15 protein-coding genes and 1 other annotated feature are annotated in these 16,960 nt (G+C 29.0%); all 15 genes read right to left on the reverse strand.

The features are described 5' to 3' along the window. Nucleotides 1-17: 17 nt before the first annotated feature. Entirely contained in the window at nucleotides 18-1,349 is a 1,332-nt protein-coding gene (brnQ, locus tag DQN46_RS05220) for a branched-chain amino acid transport system II carrier protein (protein ID WP_004631635.1), read from the reverse strand. Between the two features lie 225 nt (nucleotides 1,350-1,574). Further along, nucleotides 1,575-2,876 carry an NCS2 family permease gene (locus DQN46_RS05225; protein WP_004631632.1) on the reverse strand — a complete coding sequence of 434 codons (1,302 nt, stop codon included), beginning with the start codon at nucleotides 2,874-2,876 and terminating at the stop codon, nucleotides 1,575-1,577. Between the two features lie 255 nt (nucleotides 2,877-3,131). Continuing rightward, the gene (locus DQN46_RS05230; RefSeq protein WP_004631631.1) at nucleotides 3,132-3,848 is read right to left on the reverse strand and encodes an amino acid ABC transporter ATP-binding protein; all 717 of its coding nucleotides are present in this window, start codon (nucleotides 3,846-3,848) and stop codon (nucleotides 3,132-3,134) included. A 12-nt stretch (nucleotides 3,849-3,860) separates the two neighbouring features. Beyond that, complete coding sequence (locus DQN46_RS05235) at nucleotides 3,861-4,502, reverse strand: amino acid ABC transporter permease (RefSeq protein ID WP_004631628.1); 642 nt, start codon at nucleotides 4,500-4,502, stop codon at nucleotides 3,861-3,863. An 18-nt stretch (nucleotides 4,503-4,520) separates the two neighbouring features. Further along, a complete protein-coding gene (locus tag DQN46_RS05240; protein ID WP_111743252.1) occupies nucleotides 4,521-5,345 on the reverse strand; it encodes a transporter substrate-binding domain-containing protein in 825 nt (274 codons plus the stop codon). Nucleotides 5,346-5,554: 209 nt separating this feature from the next. Beyond that, nucleotides 5,555-5,754: a binding site (T-box leader), on the reverse strand. 53 nt (nucleotides 5,755-5,807) lie between these two features. Beyond that, nucleotides 5,808-6,383 carry an MptD family putative ECF transporter S component gene (locus tag DQN46_RS05245; RefSeq protein ID WP_003145799.1) on the reverse strand — a complete coding sequence of 192 codons (576 nt, stop codon included), beginning with the start codon at nucleotides 6,381-6,383 and terminating at the stop codon, nucleotides 5,808-5,810. A gap of 3 nt (nucleotides 6,384-6,386) precedes the next feature. Further along, on the reverse strand, nucleotides 6,387-7,787 hold the full coding sequence (locus DQN46_RS05250) for an ABC transporter ATP-binding protein (RefSeq protein WP_111743253.1): 1,401 nt from the start codon (nucleotides 7,785-7,787) through the stop codon (nucleotides 6,387-6,389). After that, nucleotides 7,787-8,467, reverse strand: coding sequence for an energy-coupling factor transporter transmembrane component T (locus DQN46_RS05255; protein WP_004631625.1), 681 nt, complete (start codon nucleotides 8,465-8,467; stop codon nucleotides 7,787-7,789). The genes DQN46_RS05250 and DQN46_RS05255 overlap by 1 nt, the downstream gene beginning before the upstream one ends. A 190-nt stretch (nucleotides 8,468-8,657) precedes the next feature. Next, complete coding sequence (locus tag DQN46_RS05260) at nucleotides 8,658-10,085, reverse strand: leucyl aminopeptidase (protein WP_231941201.1); 1,428 nt, start codon at nucleotides 10,083-10,085, stop codon at nucleotides 8,658-8,660. A gap of 29 nt (nucleotides 10,086-10,114) precedes the next feature. Further along, a complete protein-coding gene (locus DQN46_RS05265) occupies nucleotides 10,115-11,515 on the reverse strand; it encodes a protoporphyrinogen/coproporphyrinogen oxidase (RefSeq protein ID WP_111743255.1) in 1,401 nt (466 codons plus the stop codon). 13 nt (nucleotides 11,516-11,528) lie between these two features. Further along, nucleotides 11,529-12,794, reverse strand: a complete 1,266-nt coding sequence (locus DQN46_RS05270; RefSeq protein ID WP_004631622.1) for an ABC transporter permease — start codon at nucleotides 12,792-12,794, stop codon at nucleotides 11,529-11,531. After that, nucleotides 12,787-13,530, reverse strand: a complete 744-nt coding sequence (locus tag DQN46_RS05275) for an ABC transporter ATP-binding protein (protein WP_111743256.1) — start codon at nucleotides 13,528-13,530, stop codon at nucleotides 12,787-12,789. Before DQN46_RS05275 ends, DQN46_RS05270 begins: the two co-directional genes overlap by 8 nt. Before the next feature lie 4 nt (nucleotides 13,531-13,534). Then, the gene (gene coaE / locus DQN46_RS05280; protein WP_224207401.1) at nucleotides 13,535-14,161 is read right to left on the reverse strand and encodes a dephospho-CoA kinase; all 627 of its coding nucleotides are present in this window, start codon (nucleotides 14,159-14,161) and stop codon (nucleotides 13,535-13,537) included. A gap of 96 nt (nucleotides 14,162-14,257) precedes the next feature. After that, on the reverse strand, nucleotides 14,258-15,700 hold the full coding sequence (locus DQN46_RS05285; RefSeq protein WP_111743258.1) for an amino acid permease: 1,443 nt from the start codon (nucleotides 15,698-15,700) through the stop codon (nucleotides 14,258-14,260). 153 nt (nucleotides 15,701-15,853) lie between these two features. Continuing rightward, nucleotides 15,854-16,945 (reverse strand): cell division protein FtsZ, encoded by a 1,092-nt coding sequence (gene ftsZ, locus DQN46_RS05290; RefSeq protein ID WP_004631614.1) that lies wholly within the window; start codon nucleotides 16,943-16,945, stop codon nucleotides 15,854-15,856. Nucleotides 16,946-16,960 lie beyond the last annotated feature (15 nt).

The raw sequence follows: 16,960 nt of genomic DNA on the forward strand, positions 1-16,960 counted from the left end.
CAACAGGTGATTTTATTTTACAATTCACTAAAATCGTAAACTTTTCCTTTTTGTCTATTAGGTAATACTGCTGCTAGAGCAATAAATACTAATGCTGGTATTAACCATTCTAAACTTTGGGCTGCTAACGGTAATTTAGCTATTAATTCAGCTATCGCTGCTACTTTAAATGTGCTTCCAATTACTGACAATATAGAAATTAGAGTAACTACTCCCATAGCAAGTTGCATACCTAATTTCGATAATGCTACATACTTGTTAACTATAACAATAATAACTAATGCTACTGTGATTGGGTATAAGAATAGTAACATTGGAACTGAGAATTTAATTACATCTTGAAGTCCAATATTTGCTATAGCAAATCCAACTAATGTGAAAACAATAGCATATGCTTTATAAGAAAATTGTGGGAATTTTTTATTGAAAAACTCTGATGTTGCTACGATTAATCCTACTGTAGTTGTAAAACATGTAAGGATAACCATAACTCCTAAGAAGATTCCACCAAAGTTACCAAATACTCCACGTGCTGATTCTGTAAGAACATATGCTCCTTTATTAACTTTTGGATCAGCTAAAACTTCTGCTGGTACTGCAAATTTATTCCCTAAAAGTCCAAGACCTATATATAGAATACTGAATCCGATTGCAGTTACAATCCCAGCCACCCATGTGCTTGCTAAAAATTCTTTTTTATCTTTAAAGCCAAGCTGTTTTAATGCACTCATTGCAATAATACAAAACGCAACAGATGCTAATGCATCAAGTGTATTATATCCTTCAATAAATCCAGTACCAAACGCTACTGAACTTGTTGCATAAGTTTTTGCAGCTGGATTAGTTGCATCAAACTTAGAAACTCCTAATATAACTAAAATTACAATTAGTAATGCGAAAATTGGAGTTAAAATTTTCCCTACACGGTCCAATATTTTACTAGGATTAATCGCAAGAATAAATGCACAAGCAAAATAAATAACTGTGAAAATTAATAACCATGGTAAACTACTTCCTTTTACTAATGGTGCTACTCCAATATCAAATGATGTCGCTGCAGTTCTCGGAATTGCGAATAATGGACCAATAGATAAATACAACAATACTAAATATGTAGTTGAATATAGTGGCGAAATCTTTTCGTCTAATTCTGCTCCATATCCTTTTGGATTTAGAGTCCCGACGATTAGTGTTACAATTGCAATTCCAACTCCTGAAACAACAAATCCTAAAATTGCTGGCCAAAAATTTTCACCAGAATTTACTCCTAGCGCTGGTGGAAAAATTAAATTACCTGCGCCAAAAAATATACCAAATAATAACAATCCGGTTAGTAAACCTTTTTTCATATAAAATATTTTCCTCTCATATAAAATAATTATGCTTACTATATTACTATATTTCGGTTACAATATCAATATTTTTTTATTTAAATAGTATTAAATCTTTATTTTCCCCTTAATTCTCCAAAAGAAATATTTAAATTAAAAATTGTAATCCTTAATAAAATTAAAGTATTAGTCTGTTCTTTTTCAAAAAATAAAACTCACCTAAAAAAGTGAGTTTTAAAACGATTATATATGCAACCACAATAACTGGATAACAAATAATATTGCGAAAATATACATTAATGGATGAATATTTTTCCATTGTCTTTTCGATACTTTTAAAATAACATAAAATATAAATCCAAATGCGATACCATCATTGATTGAGCCTGTAAGTGGAATACCCACAATTGTAACAAATGCTGGGAAAGCTTCCGTGATATCAGCCCAATCTATTTTTGCAATACTTTCCATCATAAATGATCCAATAATAATTAATGCAGGAGATGTAATTGCTGGTACTGAAGCTAAGCTACTTGCTAATGGGAATAAAAAAATTGAGATTACTACAAAGAAACTTGTCGTCAATGCTGTAAGTCCTGTACGTCCTCCGTTTGCAACTCCTGCAGAAGATTCTATATATGCTGAAGTTGGTGTACTTCCGAATAATGATCCTGCTAATGATGCAAATGAATCAGCTAATAATGCTTCTTTTACTTTTTCCATTTTTCCATTTTTTACTAAACCTGCTTGTGTAGTTACTGCGACCATTGTACCCGTAGTATCAAATAGTGTTACCATTAAAAATGTAAAGACTATTCCATATAACCCTAATTGTAATACGTTAATACTCTCACTAACTGGATTATATAATAAGCTTAAATCCATATGAGGAATACCAAAAATTTTATCAACTTTTAACATTCCTGTAAAGTATGAAATAATAGCGACTACCACCATACCTATGAAGATAGCACCTTTCACCTCTAAAGCTAATAGAACAAGGATTATAAAGATACCTAAAATTGTCATATAAGCAACTGGATTTTTTAAATCACCTAATGAAAGAATCGTATGTGGGTTTGCCACGATTAATGCAGAGTTTTTAAGTCCTAAAAATGCGATAAATAACCCAATTGCAGCCGAAATTCCATATCTTAAATTATTGGGAATTGAATCGATTAAAATTTCGCGGAATTTTGTTGCTGATAATATTACAAAAATAACAGCAGCTAAAAAACACGTTGCTAATAAAGTTTTATAGTTATAACCTGATGTAGCAGCTAATGTTGCAAAATACGAGTTTATTCCCATACCAGGTGCAACTACTATTGGATAATTTGCTGCTAATGCCATAATTAAAGTACCAACTAAAACTGCAATAATTGTTGCTGTAAACACTCTATCTAATGGAATACCTGCTGCTGATAATACAGCTGGATTTACTACTAAAATATAACTCATTGAGAAAAATGTGATCAAACCTGAAACTACTTCAGTTTTAACGTTTGTATTATTTTCCCTTAATTTAAAAAGACGTTCTATCATAATTAGAATTTTCTCCTTATTTATATTTTATTTCCTTTTCCAACTATACCATAATATACCTTTTTCTTTATTATGTCAAGACATTAAATTTTAACGTTCATTTTTTTGTGGAATTCTACTGCTCATCAACTAAATAAAAGTTATTTTAGTTGCAAAACATAAAAAAACAACCTTGTATTTCTATAAACAAGGTTGTTTCACGAACTTTAAATTTTAACTTTACATTTAATTTCTTGCAAAATATTAACTAATAACTTATAAAATTTTTGAAAAGAATTCTTTAGTTCTTTCTTCTTTTGGATTGTCAAATATCTCTGACGGTGTTCCCTCTTCTAAAACTATTCCACCATCCATAAAGATTACTTTATCAGCAACTTCTTTAGCAAAGTTCATTTCATGAGTAACTATTAACATAGTTAATCCTTCTTCTGACAGCTCTTTAATTACATCTAATACTTCTTTTACCATTTCTGGATCCAAAGCACTAGTAGGTTCGTCAAATAATAATACTTCTGGTGAGTTGGCTAACGCACGTGCTATCGCAACACGTTGTTTTTGGCCGCCCGAAAGACTATTTGGATAGACATCTTTTTTATCTTCAAGCCCTACTCTCTTCAATAATTCTATTGCTTTCTTCTCTATGTTTTCATCAGTATCATCTCCAAAAGCTTTTGGTGCTAGCGTTATATTTTCTAGAACACTCATATTTGGAAATAGATTAAAATTTTGGAATACCATTCCTACTTTTTTTCTATACTTATTGATATTTTGTTTAGTAATGTCTTCCCCGTTGTATAATATTTGTCCACCAGTAGGAGTTTCTAATAAGTTTACACAACGTAATGCTGTACTTTTTCCACTACCACTAGAACCTAGAATTACGATTTTCTCCCCTTTTTCTACACTAATATTCACACCATTTAATACTTCTAATTTACCGAATTTTTTATGCAAATTTTTTATTTCTAACAACAACGTCTTCACCTACTTTGCTAATTTTTTTTCTAGTCTTTTTACTAGGAATGATAATACTGATGTAATTATAAAATATATTGCCGCAGCTATTAAATATGGACCAAATGTTTCATAAGTTGCATTTTTTACAGTATTGGCTGCAAACATTATATCCGCTACCCCGACAAAGTATACTATTGATGATTCTTTTACTAGCGATATAAACTCATTACCTAAAGCTGGTAAACTATTTTTTAATGCTTGTGGTAAAATGATAAATTTCATCGTTTGGAAGTAACTAAGACCTAAAGAGCGTCCAGCCTCCATCTGACCTTTATCTATAGCTAATATTCCCGAACGGAAAATTTCGCTCACATAAGCTCCTGAATTTATAGATAATGCAATTATTGCTGACATAAATGGAGTAAATGATATTCCTACTTCTGGAAGAGCAAAGTATATAATCATAATTTGCACTAATATTGGAGTATTTCTAATTACTTCAACATAAATTGTTGCTAGTACATTCAATACTTTTATTGTACTTATTTTGGCTAAACAAATTACTATTCCTAGTAACAATCCTATTAATAACGCAATAAGTGATACTTTTAATGTTGTTACGGTTGCGTCTATATAAGTTGTATAATACTTTGGAAGAAAATCAAACATTTTATTTTTTACCTCTTTCTATTCACTTGCAGCAGCAAGTTTTGCATATTTATCTAATTCTTTTTCAAATAGATTTTTCTCTTTAATTTCTTTAATAACGGCATTAACTTGCTCTAATAAAGTTTTGTTGCTACCATCTTTTGCTTTTTTGAAGACAATAGCCATACCTGTTGCTTCTGGATCATTTTCTGCACTAAATGCACTAATTTTAATGTCATTGTATTTATTAATTGCAATTTTTGCTACATCATCTGGAATTAGTACTACATCAATTTTTTTATTTTTTAAATCTTGTAGTAAGCTTGGCACATCTGTTAAAGATTGTAAATCTTTATCTTCAATTTTTAATTGTTCTTTAGCATATGTTTCATATGTAGATCCTTTTTGAACTCCAACTTTTTTCCCTTTTAAATCTGCAACTGATTTTATCTCAGCAGAATCTTTGTTAACTACAAAAATACCTTTACCTGTATAGTATATATCAGAAAAATCTACTGCTTTTTTTCTTTCTTCAGTAGGATTTACTCCAGAAATAACCATATCAACTTTATTAGCATTTACTGCTGCAATTAGTGAATCAAAAGCCATTTCTTGAATTTCTACTTCTACGCCTAGTTTTTTAGCTATTTCTTGAGCTAGATAAATATCTGCTCCAACCACTTTCTTTTGCCCATTTTCTGTAGTTGTAAACTCATAAGGTGGATAGTCTGGAGAAACTCCTAGGACAATTTTACCTTTTTCTTTAATTTCATCCATCTTTGTTTTAGTTGTTTTTGCCCCTGAACAAGCTGTTAACGTAATTGCTGCAACCATTGCAGTTATTAATAGTAATAATTTTTTCATTTTTTTGTCTCCTTTTTATTTATTTTTTCCTTTAGATAATTATAGTAATAATAAATAAAGTCTCTTTATAGTTAAATTTGCTATCTAACTATAAAGAGACGAATTTTCGCGGTGCCACTCTTTTTGATATTCTTATACCTAGATTTTATCTCTATACCATAAAGTTACAGCTAAATAAAAAAGTCTTTTTACAATTCCTAATAGAACTGTAAAAAGACGAAATACAAATCCGCGTTGCCACTTTTCTTGGTATAAGCATACCCACTCGAACTCCTTAAGGCAGAGTAACCAATTATTTTCATAATTAACTAAAAAGTGCGTTCATTAAGAAATTAATTACCAACCTCTCACCATCGTTAGCTCGCTAAAAATTTTTTTCAAAATTACTATTCTTTTCTAAAGTTTTATTTTTATTGATACTTATTTTACACCCTTAATATTTACTTGTCAAGCGAAAAATTATTATTTTTGATATTTTTTCAAAATTTTTCTTGCGATCAATACACCTATACAACTTAACGTTATTATACATACTATACCTAGGATTAACCATGGTCCTGACCCATATTTTATTGAGGTATCCATTGCTTCAGCTGATTGACCTCTTGCTATCCAATCACTTCTGTATGAATCAGCAAAAAATATTATCGGTATCCATGCACCACACGCACTTCCTATGTTTATCAAACTTAATGCTGCACATTGAGAAATAACATTATTATAACCAAATGTTTTTAATACAAAATCTGCTAAAAAGGCACCAGTAATCGAAGATATCCACCATGGTAAATACGCTCCTCCCATTATTGAAAATATAATCATATGTATAATTATAAAAACAGTAAATATACCAAACTTTTTGTAATTATAGCATATATATACAAAGATTATTCCTGCTAATAATCCCCATATCCCAGGTGATATGCTATGACCAAATGCACCTAAGAAGCTTGAGATAACCATTGCTATCATGTAAACTACTAATGACAATACTGTTGCCATTCCTAAAAAAATATAATCTTTTGTTTTTAATTTCATTTTTTATCCCTCCATATTTATAAAAATATTCTGAACTTCTGATTTACTTTCATTATCTAAATAAAAATCTTTTTTTATCGTCTTATTATCTAAGTATATTATTCTATTGCATGTTTTATATAAAAACTCTATATCATGTGTAGCTATTATTAGAGCATTTTCTTTGGATAGATTTTTTAACACACTACTAACCTTTTCCATATTTATATAATCTAGACCACTAGTTGGTTCATCAAACATCAATAAATTTACATTAGATATTGCAGCTATAGAAATGAGTAACCTTTGTTTTTGCCCTCCTGACAATTCAAAAGGAATTTTATCTTTAAATTTATTTAATCCCAATTCTTCTAATAGATTATTAATTTTATCATTCTCAACTCCTTCATTTCCAAAACGTATTTCACTTAAAACTGATTCTGTAAAAAATTGATAATCCATATCTTGCATCACTAAAAACGGTTTAACATTTCCTAAAATTTTTCCTTTAGTTGGATTCATTATATTGGTAAGCATCCTTAATAATGTTGTTTTCCCTGCACCATTTCTTCCAATCAAACCGATTACATCACCTTTATTTATAGATGTTGAAATTTGCAATAATATATCTCCATAACTTACATTATCAATCTGCAGTAGTAAGTCTTTATTTTTTGAGCTAATATTTTCTAGCTGTAAATTAAATACATCTAGAGTTCTTAAAGGAAAATCAGTGGTGTTTTTCAAATCATCAATTGTTATTTCCTTAGTCATACCTTTATTTACAATTAAAACCTTATCTATTAATTTTTGAATATAATGTATTCTATGCTCTGCAATAATTATTGTATAACCTTTATTTTTCAGTTTTTCAATTAATATTGTTAATTTCTTTGTCATGCGAAAATCTAAGTTAGATGATGGTTCATCTAATATTATTACTCTCGGTATTAATGTTAAACTACACCCAATCGCTATTTTTTGACGCTCCCCACTAGAAATATACAAAATATTCTTATCAACAATTTCTTCCAGTTCTAATAATTCAACAACTGCATTATACCTTTTTTTCATTTCATCTAGAGAAATTCCAAAATTTTCCATAGCAAATACAAGCTCACTCGTTGTGTTTGTAGTAAAAAAATGTCCTCTTGGATCTTGGCTAACATAACCGATATCTTTTGCTATGTCATATGTTTTTATACTTTCTAAAGAAGTATTATTATAATATATTTTCCCAGTTAATTCTCCTTCATATAAAGCTGGTATAAGCCCATTCATTAAATGAACAATAGTTGACTTCCCACTTCCAGATACTCCTGTTAATAAAATACACTCCCCCTCATTAATTTTAAAACTCACATTATTTAACACCTTCTCTTCTGAATTCTTATAAGTAAAAGACACATTTCTAAATTCTAACATTATTTAATGCCCCCTATTAATAGAAATACAAAAATTATAAAGACAATAATTAAGAAAATATAATCAATTATTCTCATTTTCACATTATAAAATGATGTCCTTCTCATTGGTGACTCTACCCCTTTTGTCATAGCTGTTGCTGTCATTTCTTCTGCAATAAGATTCATCCTCATTAGAACTGGGACTAGCCAATACTCTAAAAATTTTAGCGGTTCTGTAATTTTTAAATTAATATTTCTCATCTTTAATGATTCTCTAATCATTCTAATTTCCAATTTATATGTTGGGAAAAATCTTAAAGCTACTGTAATACTTAACATAATTTTTTTTGGTAAATGAATTTGTTCAAATGCAGATAATAATTCATTACTTTTTATGTCTTTTACTAAAATATAAGCAATCATCATAACCGGTGTCATTCTGAGGATAATGTAAACTAATGTTCCAAATAGATCTGCAATCCAAATTATATTACTAATTGATATTAAATAAGCTAGTATTGAAAAAGATATATACCAAATTATAAATTTTAATATTTGTAAATAGCGTTTGTATATAGATAAAACTACAATTGCAATCAATAGACAAATAGTTTCATAAATTATACCTTTCCCTAAAAAGATAACTACTGGAAATAAAATGTTTAATATTACCAGCGTTAATGGATTTAACTTTATCATTATATCCTCCTTACTTTTCTACTTATATTTATCTTATCAATAATAATTATCAATGTCAATTACTGTTGAAATATTTCTTTTTATATTTGCGAATTTTTTACAAAATCTTAATATAATTACCAGCAAATTCACAATATTATATAAAAAAGCTCAAGAATATAATATGTTATACCCTTGAACTTTTAATATTTTATTTATTTAATAAATTGTACAATGTTTTTACATGAACTCCTGTTGCACCTTTCGGTAAGTACCCTTCTGGTTTAGATAGATACGCTGTTCCTGCTATATCTAAGTGAATCCATGGTGTATTATTAGCCACAAAATTTTCTATAAATAAACCTGCGGTAATTGTTCCACCTAAACGACCTCCTGTATTTTTTACGTCGGCCACTGATGAATTATTTAACTTTCTAAAACTGTCGTCTACTGGCATTTGCCATATTCTTTCTCCAGCCTTTTTCGATGCATTGACTAACTCATCATAAAATTTTTGATCATTAGTTACGGCTCCCGTATAGAACTCCCCAAGTGCTACTAAACATGCCCCTGTTAAAGTTGCCAAGTCTATTACTTTACTTACTTTTAATTTCTCTGTAGCGTAATAAACTGAATCAGCTAATGTAATACGTCCTTCTGCATCTGTGTTCAATACCTCCACAGTTTTTCCTGATAATGTAGAAATTATATCACCTGGTTTATATGAACTTCCTGAAATCATGTTTTCACATGCACCAATAATTCCAATAACATTTGTTTTAAGTTTTCTTGTTGCTATTAGCTTCATTGTTCCTAGTACAGTTCCAGCACCCCCCATATCACAGTGCATTATATCCATACTATTAGCTGTTTGTTTTATTGAATATCCCCCAGTATCATATGTTACACCTTTTCCTACCAGACCAATAATTTCATCATTTGTTTTATCATTTATATACTTCATAACAATAAAACGAGGTTTTCTTGTTGATGCTCGTCCTACTGCCAAAAGACCTTTTAGTCCTAATTCTTCACATTGTTTTTCATCATATACCTCTACTTCTACCCCAAGTTGAGTTAATTCATTTTTTGCTATATTTGCCAAACTTTCTGGATACAAATATTCTGCTCTTTCATTTACTAAATCCCTTGCAAAGAAGATACCATTAATAACATCTTGTGCCTCTTTTACACATGATTCCAATAGTGATGAGTCTTCTTCAGTTATTAAATTGATAGTTATCTCTGGATAATCTTTTCTATCACTTTTATATTTATCAAATTTGTATGTAGAATGCAAGAATCCTTCCACTATCGCTTTTACTAGGGAACTAGTTTTTATATTATCTAGTTTTGGTAGTTGTAATAATACTTCTTGTTCCTTAAATCTTATTAGTTCTTTCCCTAATTTGAAAAATACTTTTCTTATATCGTCTTCTAATAAGTCTTCTTTTTTCCCAAACCCCACTAAAATTTCTTTTTCACCATTAAATGGTAAATTACAATAAACTTCGTTTAATTTCCCACTAAATAGTTTTTTTTCTTTTGTATAAGCTAATAATTCATTAGTATAGTCTATATCTTCAAAAATAAACGTTACTTTCGTTCCATTAGCTTTATTAAAATTAAATTTCATCATATTCACCTCATATCATAGATATTTCTTATTTATTTAATTTTTTCCACAATTTCTTTTGCAGTCTCTTTTGCCTCTAAAATAGTGTTTTCAAGATTAGTTGCTTTTTTGGACTTACCTATTATATATAAATTCGGATATTCTTCTGCTAAATAAGTTGATAAACTATTAATTTTTTCATTATACTTTTCACAACAAAATCTATAATTATCTTCTACTTTGCTCACATAACATCTCTCTGGCTTACCAACGAATCCATGTACAGTACGGATCTCCTCTTCAACAATATTTTGAATCTCTTTATCAGTTTTCTTAAGAAGTTTTTTTACTGCTTCTTGGCGATTTATATAAGCTCTAACTATTTGAATACCGCTCATTTTCACATCAATCCACTTATTACTTATATATTCCAATTTAGTTAAATACTCGCTCTCCTCTTTTGGAAAAATAATTTCTCCTATTTCTCTATTTATATGCAATTCATCTCGTCTATAAACGAAAGTTAAAACTATATTCGATACATAGGCCATATCTTCAAAAAAATCTTTTATTGTTTCATCTTGAGAAAACCAAGGTAGAAAATTTTTTTGATTTAATGTTAATATCAAATAATCGTATTGATAAATACTTCCATTAGAATATACTAAATACTTCTCACCTTTTTTCTCTATTTTTTCAACATCTCTATTAAATTCTAAAAACACTTTTCCTGAAAAATTAGATTCTAATGTTTCTATAAAAGATTTTAAAGTGAATTTTAATCTATATTCTCTACCTACTGTTATATTATCAATAACTCTTCTATTATACATGTCTTCTAAAATTTTATTGATGTCTTCTTTTTGAATAGTCAAAAATGATAACTCTGGCATTAAACTTACCATGTTTTGCGTAGAAATATCACTACCGTAGTGGCTAGTTAGAAGTGGTTCTATTAATTTAATATAAATATGTTCATTTATATTTGCCTTGAAAAATTCTTCTACTGTAAGTTTTTCTACATTTTCATCTTCTAATGTATTGTGCATATTATATAAAACAGATAATTTTTCTTTAAATGTAAATATATCAGATAATAGTATTTCTTTTTTATCTAACGGATAACCATACAACATTTTATCAGGTAAATATTTTATTCCTTCTTTTGTAAAAAATACTTTTTTAGTTAATCCACTTTGTATTAGGTATCTGTGTAAACCCAACTCAACCATTAGATAAAACAAAACTCCCTGTTCATTTATAGAATTATGCCATCCATTATCATATATTTCCTGACCATATTGAAATTTCCCAAATTTATCATTTGCAAATTCTAAATCTTTTTCTATTAAATCAATATTGAACTTTTTAGAATTAGCACCTGAAAACTTATCAAGAAAATAAGCACAGCTTACCCCTGACAAATCTCCACCAATTATTGCAATATTTTTCATAGTATCCTCCCTTCTACTTAACTTTAGCTATAAATACCCTCACCAATAAATTTGCCAGTACAAATGATAAAATATTTATACCTATTGTTAAATAATCTATTCCACTTACTACAATACTTAATAATGTCAATATAAATGTTGTTATTAAAATAACTGCTGTTAATAAATTTTTAAAACTTTTAATTTTTATTTCTTCATTAACTGGTAATATACTATGCCAAATATTATTGCTTATTTGCTTATACAATGGGACAAGTTGAATAATAGTTAAATAACTATATGATATAATAACCACTAAACTCACATATACATTATTGAAGCTATATATTATAATACCTGCTATTAACATTAATCTTAGTGCAAGAAATACTGTATTTTCTTGACGTAGAAATACTCGATAGTAATAATATTTAAAACTATTTTCTACTGTGAAGTTTTGTTCGGTTAATTTTGGTAGTAATACATCAAAATATTTTCGTCTGGCAACTTTTATTCCATTTAGTGGTACATCAACAAACATACTAACAAACTTAAGATAATTTTCTTCTCTATGTCTATCATATTCTGCTGCTTCATTCCATTTTAATGCATAACCTATGTCATTATTTAGTAGTAAAGTTTTTTTCACATTACTATGATTTTTAACAATAATTATTGATATAATTATTAAAGTAACAAAAGTAGTATATTCTAGATAATTATATTTACCAAATACGACCAATATTGGAAGAAATATATTCAAGAATAATAAAATCTTCATAAAAAACTTTTTCTCAAAATAAATAGCTTCTGCTAATCTATAGAAAACATTCACCATTACTCCTACAATAAGCATAAAGAATTGAGCTCCTACGATTCCAGTAAACTCTTCTAACCCACTAAATCCACCTATACGACTTAATAATGGTTTAATTATAAAATAAAATATAACTAAGAATAATAAATGAATACTTGTTAATATTATTCCTGTTTTTATAGCTACTTTTCCATAATACTTTTCTAATGGAAGTAAAAATATTGCATCCGCTTCTTTTATAAAAGTCTTTACTTTTAACGATACTAAAAGATAACTGAATATCGCTGATGCTGCAATAAAAACTGTCTTCATCTCTAACTTACTAGCATTCTCTAGCCACTGTGAATAATTAATTAGCCCTGCTCCTAGCACTATGATAAGAAACATAACTAAGTGCGAATTGAAAATATATTTACTATATGTTACTCTTGTTTCACGTTCTCTTCTTCTTCTATCATCAAAAATATTCTTTATATTACTCATCTTGACCTCTCGTAGTCAACGCTAGATAAATTTCATCTAAAGATGCATCTGCCATATTAAACTCTTTTCTCAAATATGATAATTTTCCACTAGCCAATATTTTACCTTCATGAATTATAATGAAATTATCGCAATACTTTTCTGCTGTAGCTAGAATATGAGTAGACATCAAAATACTCGCTCCATTATCTCTTTTTTCGCACATTAAATTAATTAGATCATTAATTGCTATAGGATCTAACCCTAAAAATGGTTCATCTATTATGTATAAGTTAGGTTCTACAAGGAAAGAACAAATTATCATAACTTTCTGTTTCATCCCTTTTGAAAAATGAACTGGGAAAAATTTCTTTTTATCACTTAATTTAAACAATTTCAATAGAACATCAGCTTTTTGCCATGCTTCTTTCATATTTAAGCCATATGCCATAGCTGTTAAATTTATGTGTTCTTCCAAAGTTAATTCATCATATAAAACTGGTGATTCTGGAATATAACTAATACTTTTTCTATATTTTTCATTATTTTCTCTTATTGTAATTCCATTAACCTTTATCTCTCCGTCCATAGGGCGTAATAAACCTAAAATGTGTTTAATCGTTGTACTCTTCCCTGCTCCATTTAAACCTATTAAAGCAGTGATACTTCCTTTAGGAATCTCTATATTAATATTTTCTATAATCTTTTTACGGTTGTACCCACCACTAAGATTTTCTATTTTTAACACTTGTGTCATTTTATTATTCTCCTAGTTTTAATTTTTCTAAAATTCTATCTACTTGGTTATAAGTATTTTCTTGAGTGAAACTATTATCTACAACATAATCCCCCAGTTTTTCTTTTTCTCGAACTGGTATTTGACTTTTTATTCTTTGTAATGCCTCTTCTTTTGATAAAGAATTTCTGTTCATAAGTCTTTCTAGTTGAATTTTCTCATCTAAAGATATGACAATAATTTTTTCTACTAAATCATCAAATTTTGCTTCAAACAACAAAGGGACATCTACAAAGACTAATTTCTCATTTTTATGCACTTGTATTTGTTCTGAAATATTTTTTCTAATTTGAGGATGAATTATATTATTTAACTCTTTTAAATTTTCATTATTTTCGAATACTAATTTTCCTAAAGTTACTCTATTTACTTCATTATCTTTTAGTATTGACTTTCCAAATTTATTGACAAGTTGTTTTTTTACTTCATCATTCTCTAGTGCCATATGCCCTATTTTATCTGCATCTATAATTGTATAACCCTTTTCTTGCAAATAGTTAGATACTAGACTTTTTCCACATGCTATACTTCCAGTAATTCCTATAATCAAAATCATCATCTCCATAAAATCACTTAAATATAATTTTATCACAAAGTTTTCTTATTTTCTATATATTAGAAGTGTATAAACTAATTATTTCTTTTAAAAAAAGATAACAAGAAATTTTATTCTTGTTATCTTTCTTAACTATTTCTCGCTGTATGGATCAATATCCATTTCTTCCAATTTAACAAACTTTCTTTTAGTCACCAATTTAAACGACATATATAAAATTAAACATATTACTGGGCAAACTAAATTGTATGACATCTGAATAATTCCACCTGTCAAATAATCAGACACTAACTGTAAAATTATAATTATTCCAAAAGAAATCAAAGCTATATAAGAGCCAATTACACCTGTTTTAGCTGTATATGGTAGTACATCTTCTGCTTTTTTCCCTTGTTTTACTATTGCTTTTCTCAAACGAATTTGTGAAATTAAAGATACCATCCAAATAATCATTACTACAATTCCTACCATAGAAAGGAGCATATAATATCCTTTGGGATTATATTTTTCAAAAATAAAACATAGTATCATAAATATAACTGAAAATGATAACGCAATTGTTGGAGTAGAGTTTGAGTTTAATTTTTTAAATGATTTTGGTCCATAATTACTCAAACTCAATGAAAATAGCTGTCTACTAGAAACATACATACCAGAATTTGCTGCTGAAAGCACAGAAGTTAATATTACTATATTCATAATAACAGCAGCTATTCCTAAACCAATATTTTGAAATACAATTGTAAAAGGGGACGCTGTAACATTATTAGTATCTAAGAGTCTAGGATCATCTGCAGACACTATAGATGAAATAATAAACATAGTTGCTATATAAAATATTAAAATTCTCCAAAATACCTGCTTTACAGCTTTAGGCATAGTCTCTTTAGGGTTAGGTGATTCTCCTGCTGTTACTGCAACAATCTCAGTTCCCCCAAAAGAAAAAGCCGCTGTTGAGAAAATTCCAAACAATCCTAAAAGACCTGCAGTAGAAGTTTTTTCTCCATTTTTTATGAAAGTTGTTATTCCTGCATCAGTATTATTAGTTATTCCAAAAATAATTGCTGCTCCTACTATAAGAAATACAATTACTGTTAAAACTTTTATTATAGTTATCCAGTACTCTACCTCTCCAAAAACTTTTACACTTACTAAATTTAAAATATATAATAACACTAAAAAAAACATACAAATATAAAATGTAGAGAATTGTCTAAAAAATTCCCAGTAGTGTAAAATTTTCGATAAAGTTATAATATCTACACTAGATACCAAGATCCATAATATCCAATATAACCAACCTATACCAAAACCTAACCCTGGATCAATAAATCTTGTTGCATACGAACCAAATGAACCAGAAACAGGATAAAATGTAGCTAGTTCTCCTATAGAAGCCATTAAAAAGTAAATAACAACTCCGATTAAGCCATACGTAAATACAGCACCATAAGAACCTGCTTTACTAACTACAGCACCACTAGCCATAAACAAACCAGTACCTATACATCCACCAATTGCTATCATTGTTATGTGGCGTGCTTGTAATTTTCTTTCCATTTTTTGATTTGTCATTCTATACATCCTTTCTCTAAAGTATTTTATAATTGATTATACTAGACTTTTCTATTTTTGTAAATTGTTTCTAGAAAATATATGTGTATTTTCATTTTAATACTATAAACAAAAAAAGACGATTTCCATATTAGAAATCGTCCTTAGTATTTATTATATTTCTCTTCTAGTTCTTCTTCTTGGACGTGGATACATTTCTTGTTCTACTTCATTTTTTCCATACCCACTTGTAAATGAACTAGCTTCTGGTTGTGCTGGACGTTGCGCTAAAATATCTCTTTCGACACTAACCCCGTCTTCTTCAAATCCAGTGGCGATAACTGTAACAATAATTTCATCTGTTTTTTCTAAATCTTCGTTAAATACTGTACCGAAAATCATGTTTACTTCATCGTCACTAGCTTCTTGAACAATACTTGCTGCTGCTTGTGCTTCAAATAAACTTAGTGATGGGCCACCAGTAATGTTTAATAATACACCTTTTGCTCCTACGATAGAAGTTTCTAATAATGGTGATGAAATTGCTTTTTTAGCAGCTTCAATTGCTCTGTTTTCACCAGTTGCTACACCAATTCCCATTAATGCAGAACCTTGGTCAGCCATAATAGCTTTTACATCTGCAAAGTCAAGATTAACTGTTCCTGATACGTTAATTAAATCAGATATACCTTGAACACCTTGGCGTAAAACATTATCAGCCTCAACAAATGCTTGCATCATTGGAGTAGATTTATCTACGATGTCTAATAATCTATCATTAGGGATTACGATAAGAGTATCTACTGCTCCTTTAAGTGAATTGATTCCTGCTGTAGATTGTACTTGACGCTTTTTACCTTCGAAATTGAACGGACGAGTGACAACACCTACTGTTAATGCTCCTAATTCTTTTGCAATACTTGCTACGATTGGAGCTGCTCCAGTACCTGTTCCTCCTCCCATACCAGAAGTTACAAATACCATATCTGCACCTTCTAAAGCTGCTTCAATTTTATCTTTTGTTTCTTCAGCGGCTTTACGTCCTACTTCAGGATTAGCACCTGCACCCAATCCTTTTGTTAGCTTCTCTCCAATTTGAATTCTTACATCTGCTTTAGAACGTTTTAAAGCTTGAGCATCTGTATTGATTGCGATAAACTCTACATTTTTTATTCCACTTTCTTTCATTCGGTCAACGGCATTTCCTCCACCGCCACCTACACCGACTACTTTAATTACTGCTGATTGATCAAATTCTTCAAACATTATTTAATTCCTCCT

Origin of the sequence: Gemella morbillorum (assembly GCF_900476045.1) — a bacterium.
GTDB lineage: Bacteria > Bacillota > Bacilli > Staphylococcales > Gemellaceae > Gemella > Gemella morbillorum.

Bases quoted from the DNA above. Each gene is read 5' to 3' on its own strand.
- DQN46_RS05275 (WP_111743256.1), bottom strand. From the start codon at position 13,530: ATGACACAAGTGTTAAAAATAGAAAATCTTAGTGGTGGGTACAACCGT.
- DQN46_RS05255 (WP_004631625.1), bottom strand. From the start codon at position 8,467: ATGATAAAGTTAAATCCATTAACGCTGGTAATATTAAACATTTTATTT.
- DQN46_RS05270 (WP_004631622.1), bottom strand. From the start codon at position 12,794: ATGAGTAATATAAAGAATATTTTTGATGATAGAAGAAGAAGAGAACGT.
- DQN46_RS05225 (WP_004631632.1), bottom strand. From the start codon at position 2,876: ATGATAGAACGTCTTTTTAAATTAAGGGAAAATAATACAAACGTTAAA.
- DQN46_RS05235 (WP_004631628.1), bottom strand. From the start codon at position 4,502: ATGTTTGATTTTCTTCCAAAGTATTATACAACTTATATAGACGCAACC.
- DQN46_RS05245 (WP_003145799.1), bottom strand. From the start codon at position 6,383: ATGAAATTAAAAACAAAAGATTATATTTTTTTAGGAATGGCAACAGTA.
- DQN46_RS05260 (WP_231941201.1), bottom strand. From the start codon at position 10,085: ATGATGAAATTTAATTTTAATAAAGCTAATGGAACGAAAGTAACGTTT.
- DQN46_RS05285 (WP_111743258.1), bottom strand. From the start codon at position 15,700: ATGACAAATCAAAAAATGGAAAGAAAATTACAAGCACGCCACATAACA.
- DQN46_RS05265 (WP_111743255.1), bottom strand. From the start codon at position 11,515: ATGAAAAATATTGCAATAATTGGTGGAGATTTGTCAGGGGTAAGCTGT.
- brnQ (WP_004631635.1), bottom strand. From the start codon at position 1,349: ATGAAAAAAGGTTTACTAACCGGATTGTTATTATTTGGTATATTTTTT.
- DQN46_RS05240 (WP_111743252.1), bottom strand. From the start codon at position 5,345: ATGAAAAAATTATTACTATTAATAACTGCAATGGTTGCAGCAATTACG.
- DQN46_RS05250 (WP_111743253.1), bottom strand. From the start codon at position 7,787: ATGTTAGAATTTAGAAATGTGTCTTTTACTTATAAGAATTCAGAAGAG.
- ftsZ (WP_004631614.1), bottom strand. From the start codon at position 16,945: ATGTTTGAAGAATTTGATCAATCAGCAGTAATTAAAGTAGTCGGTGTA.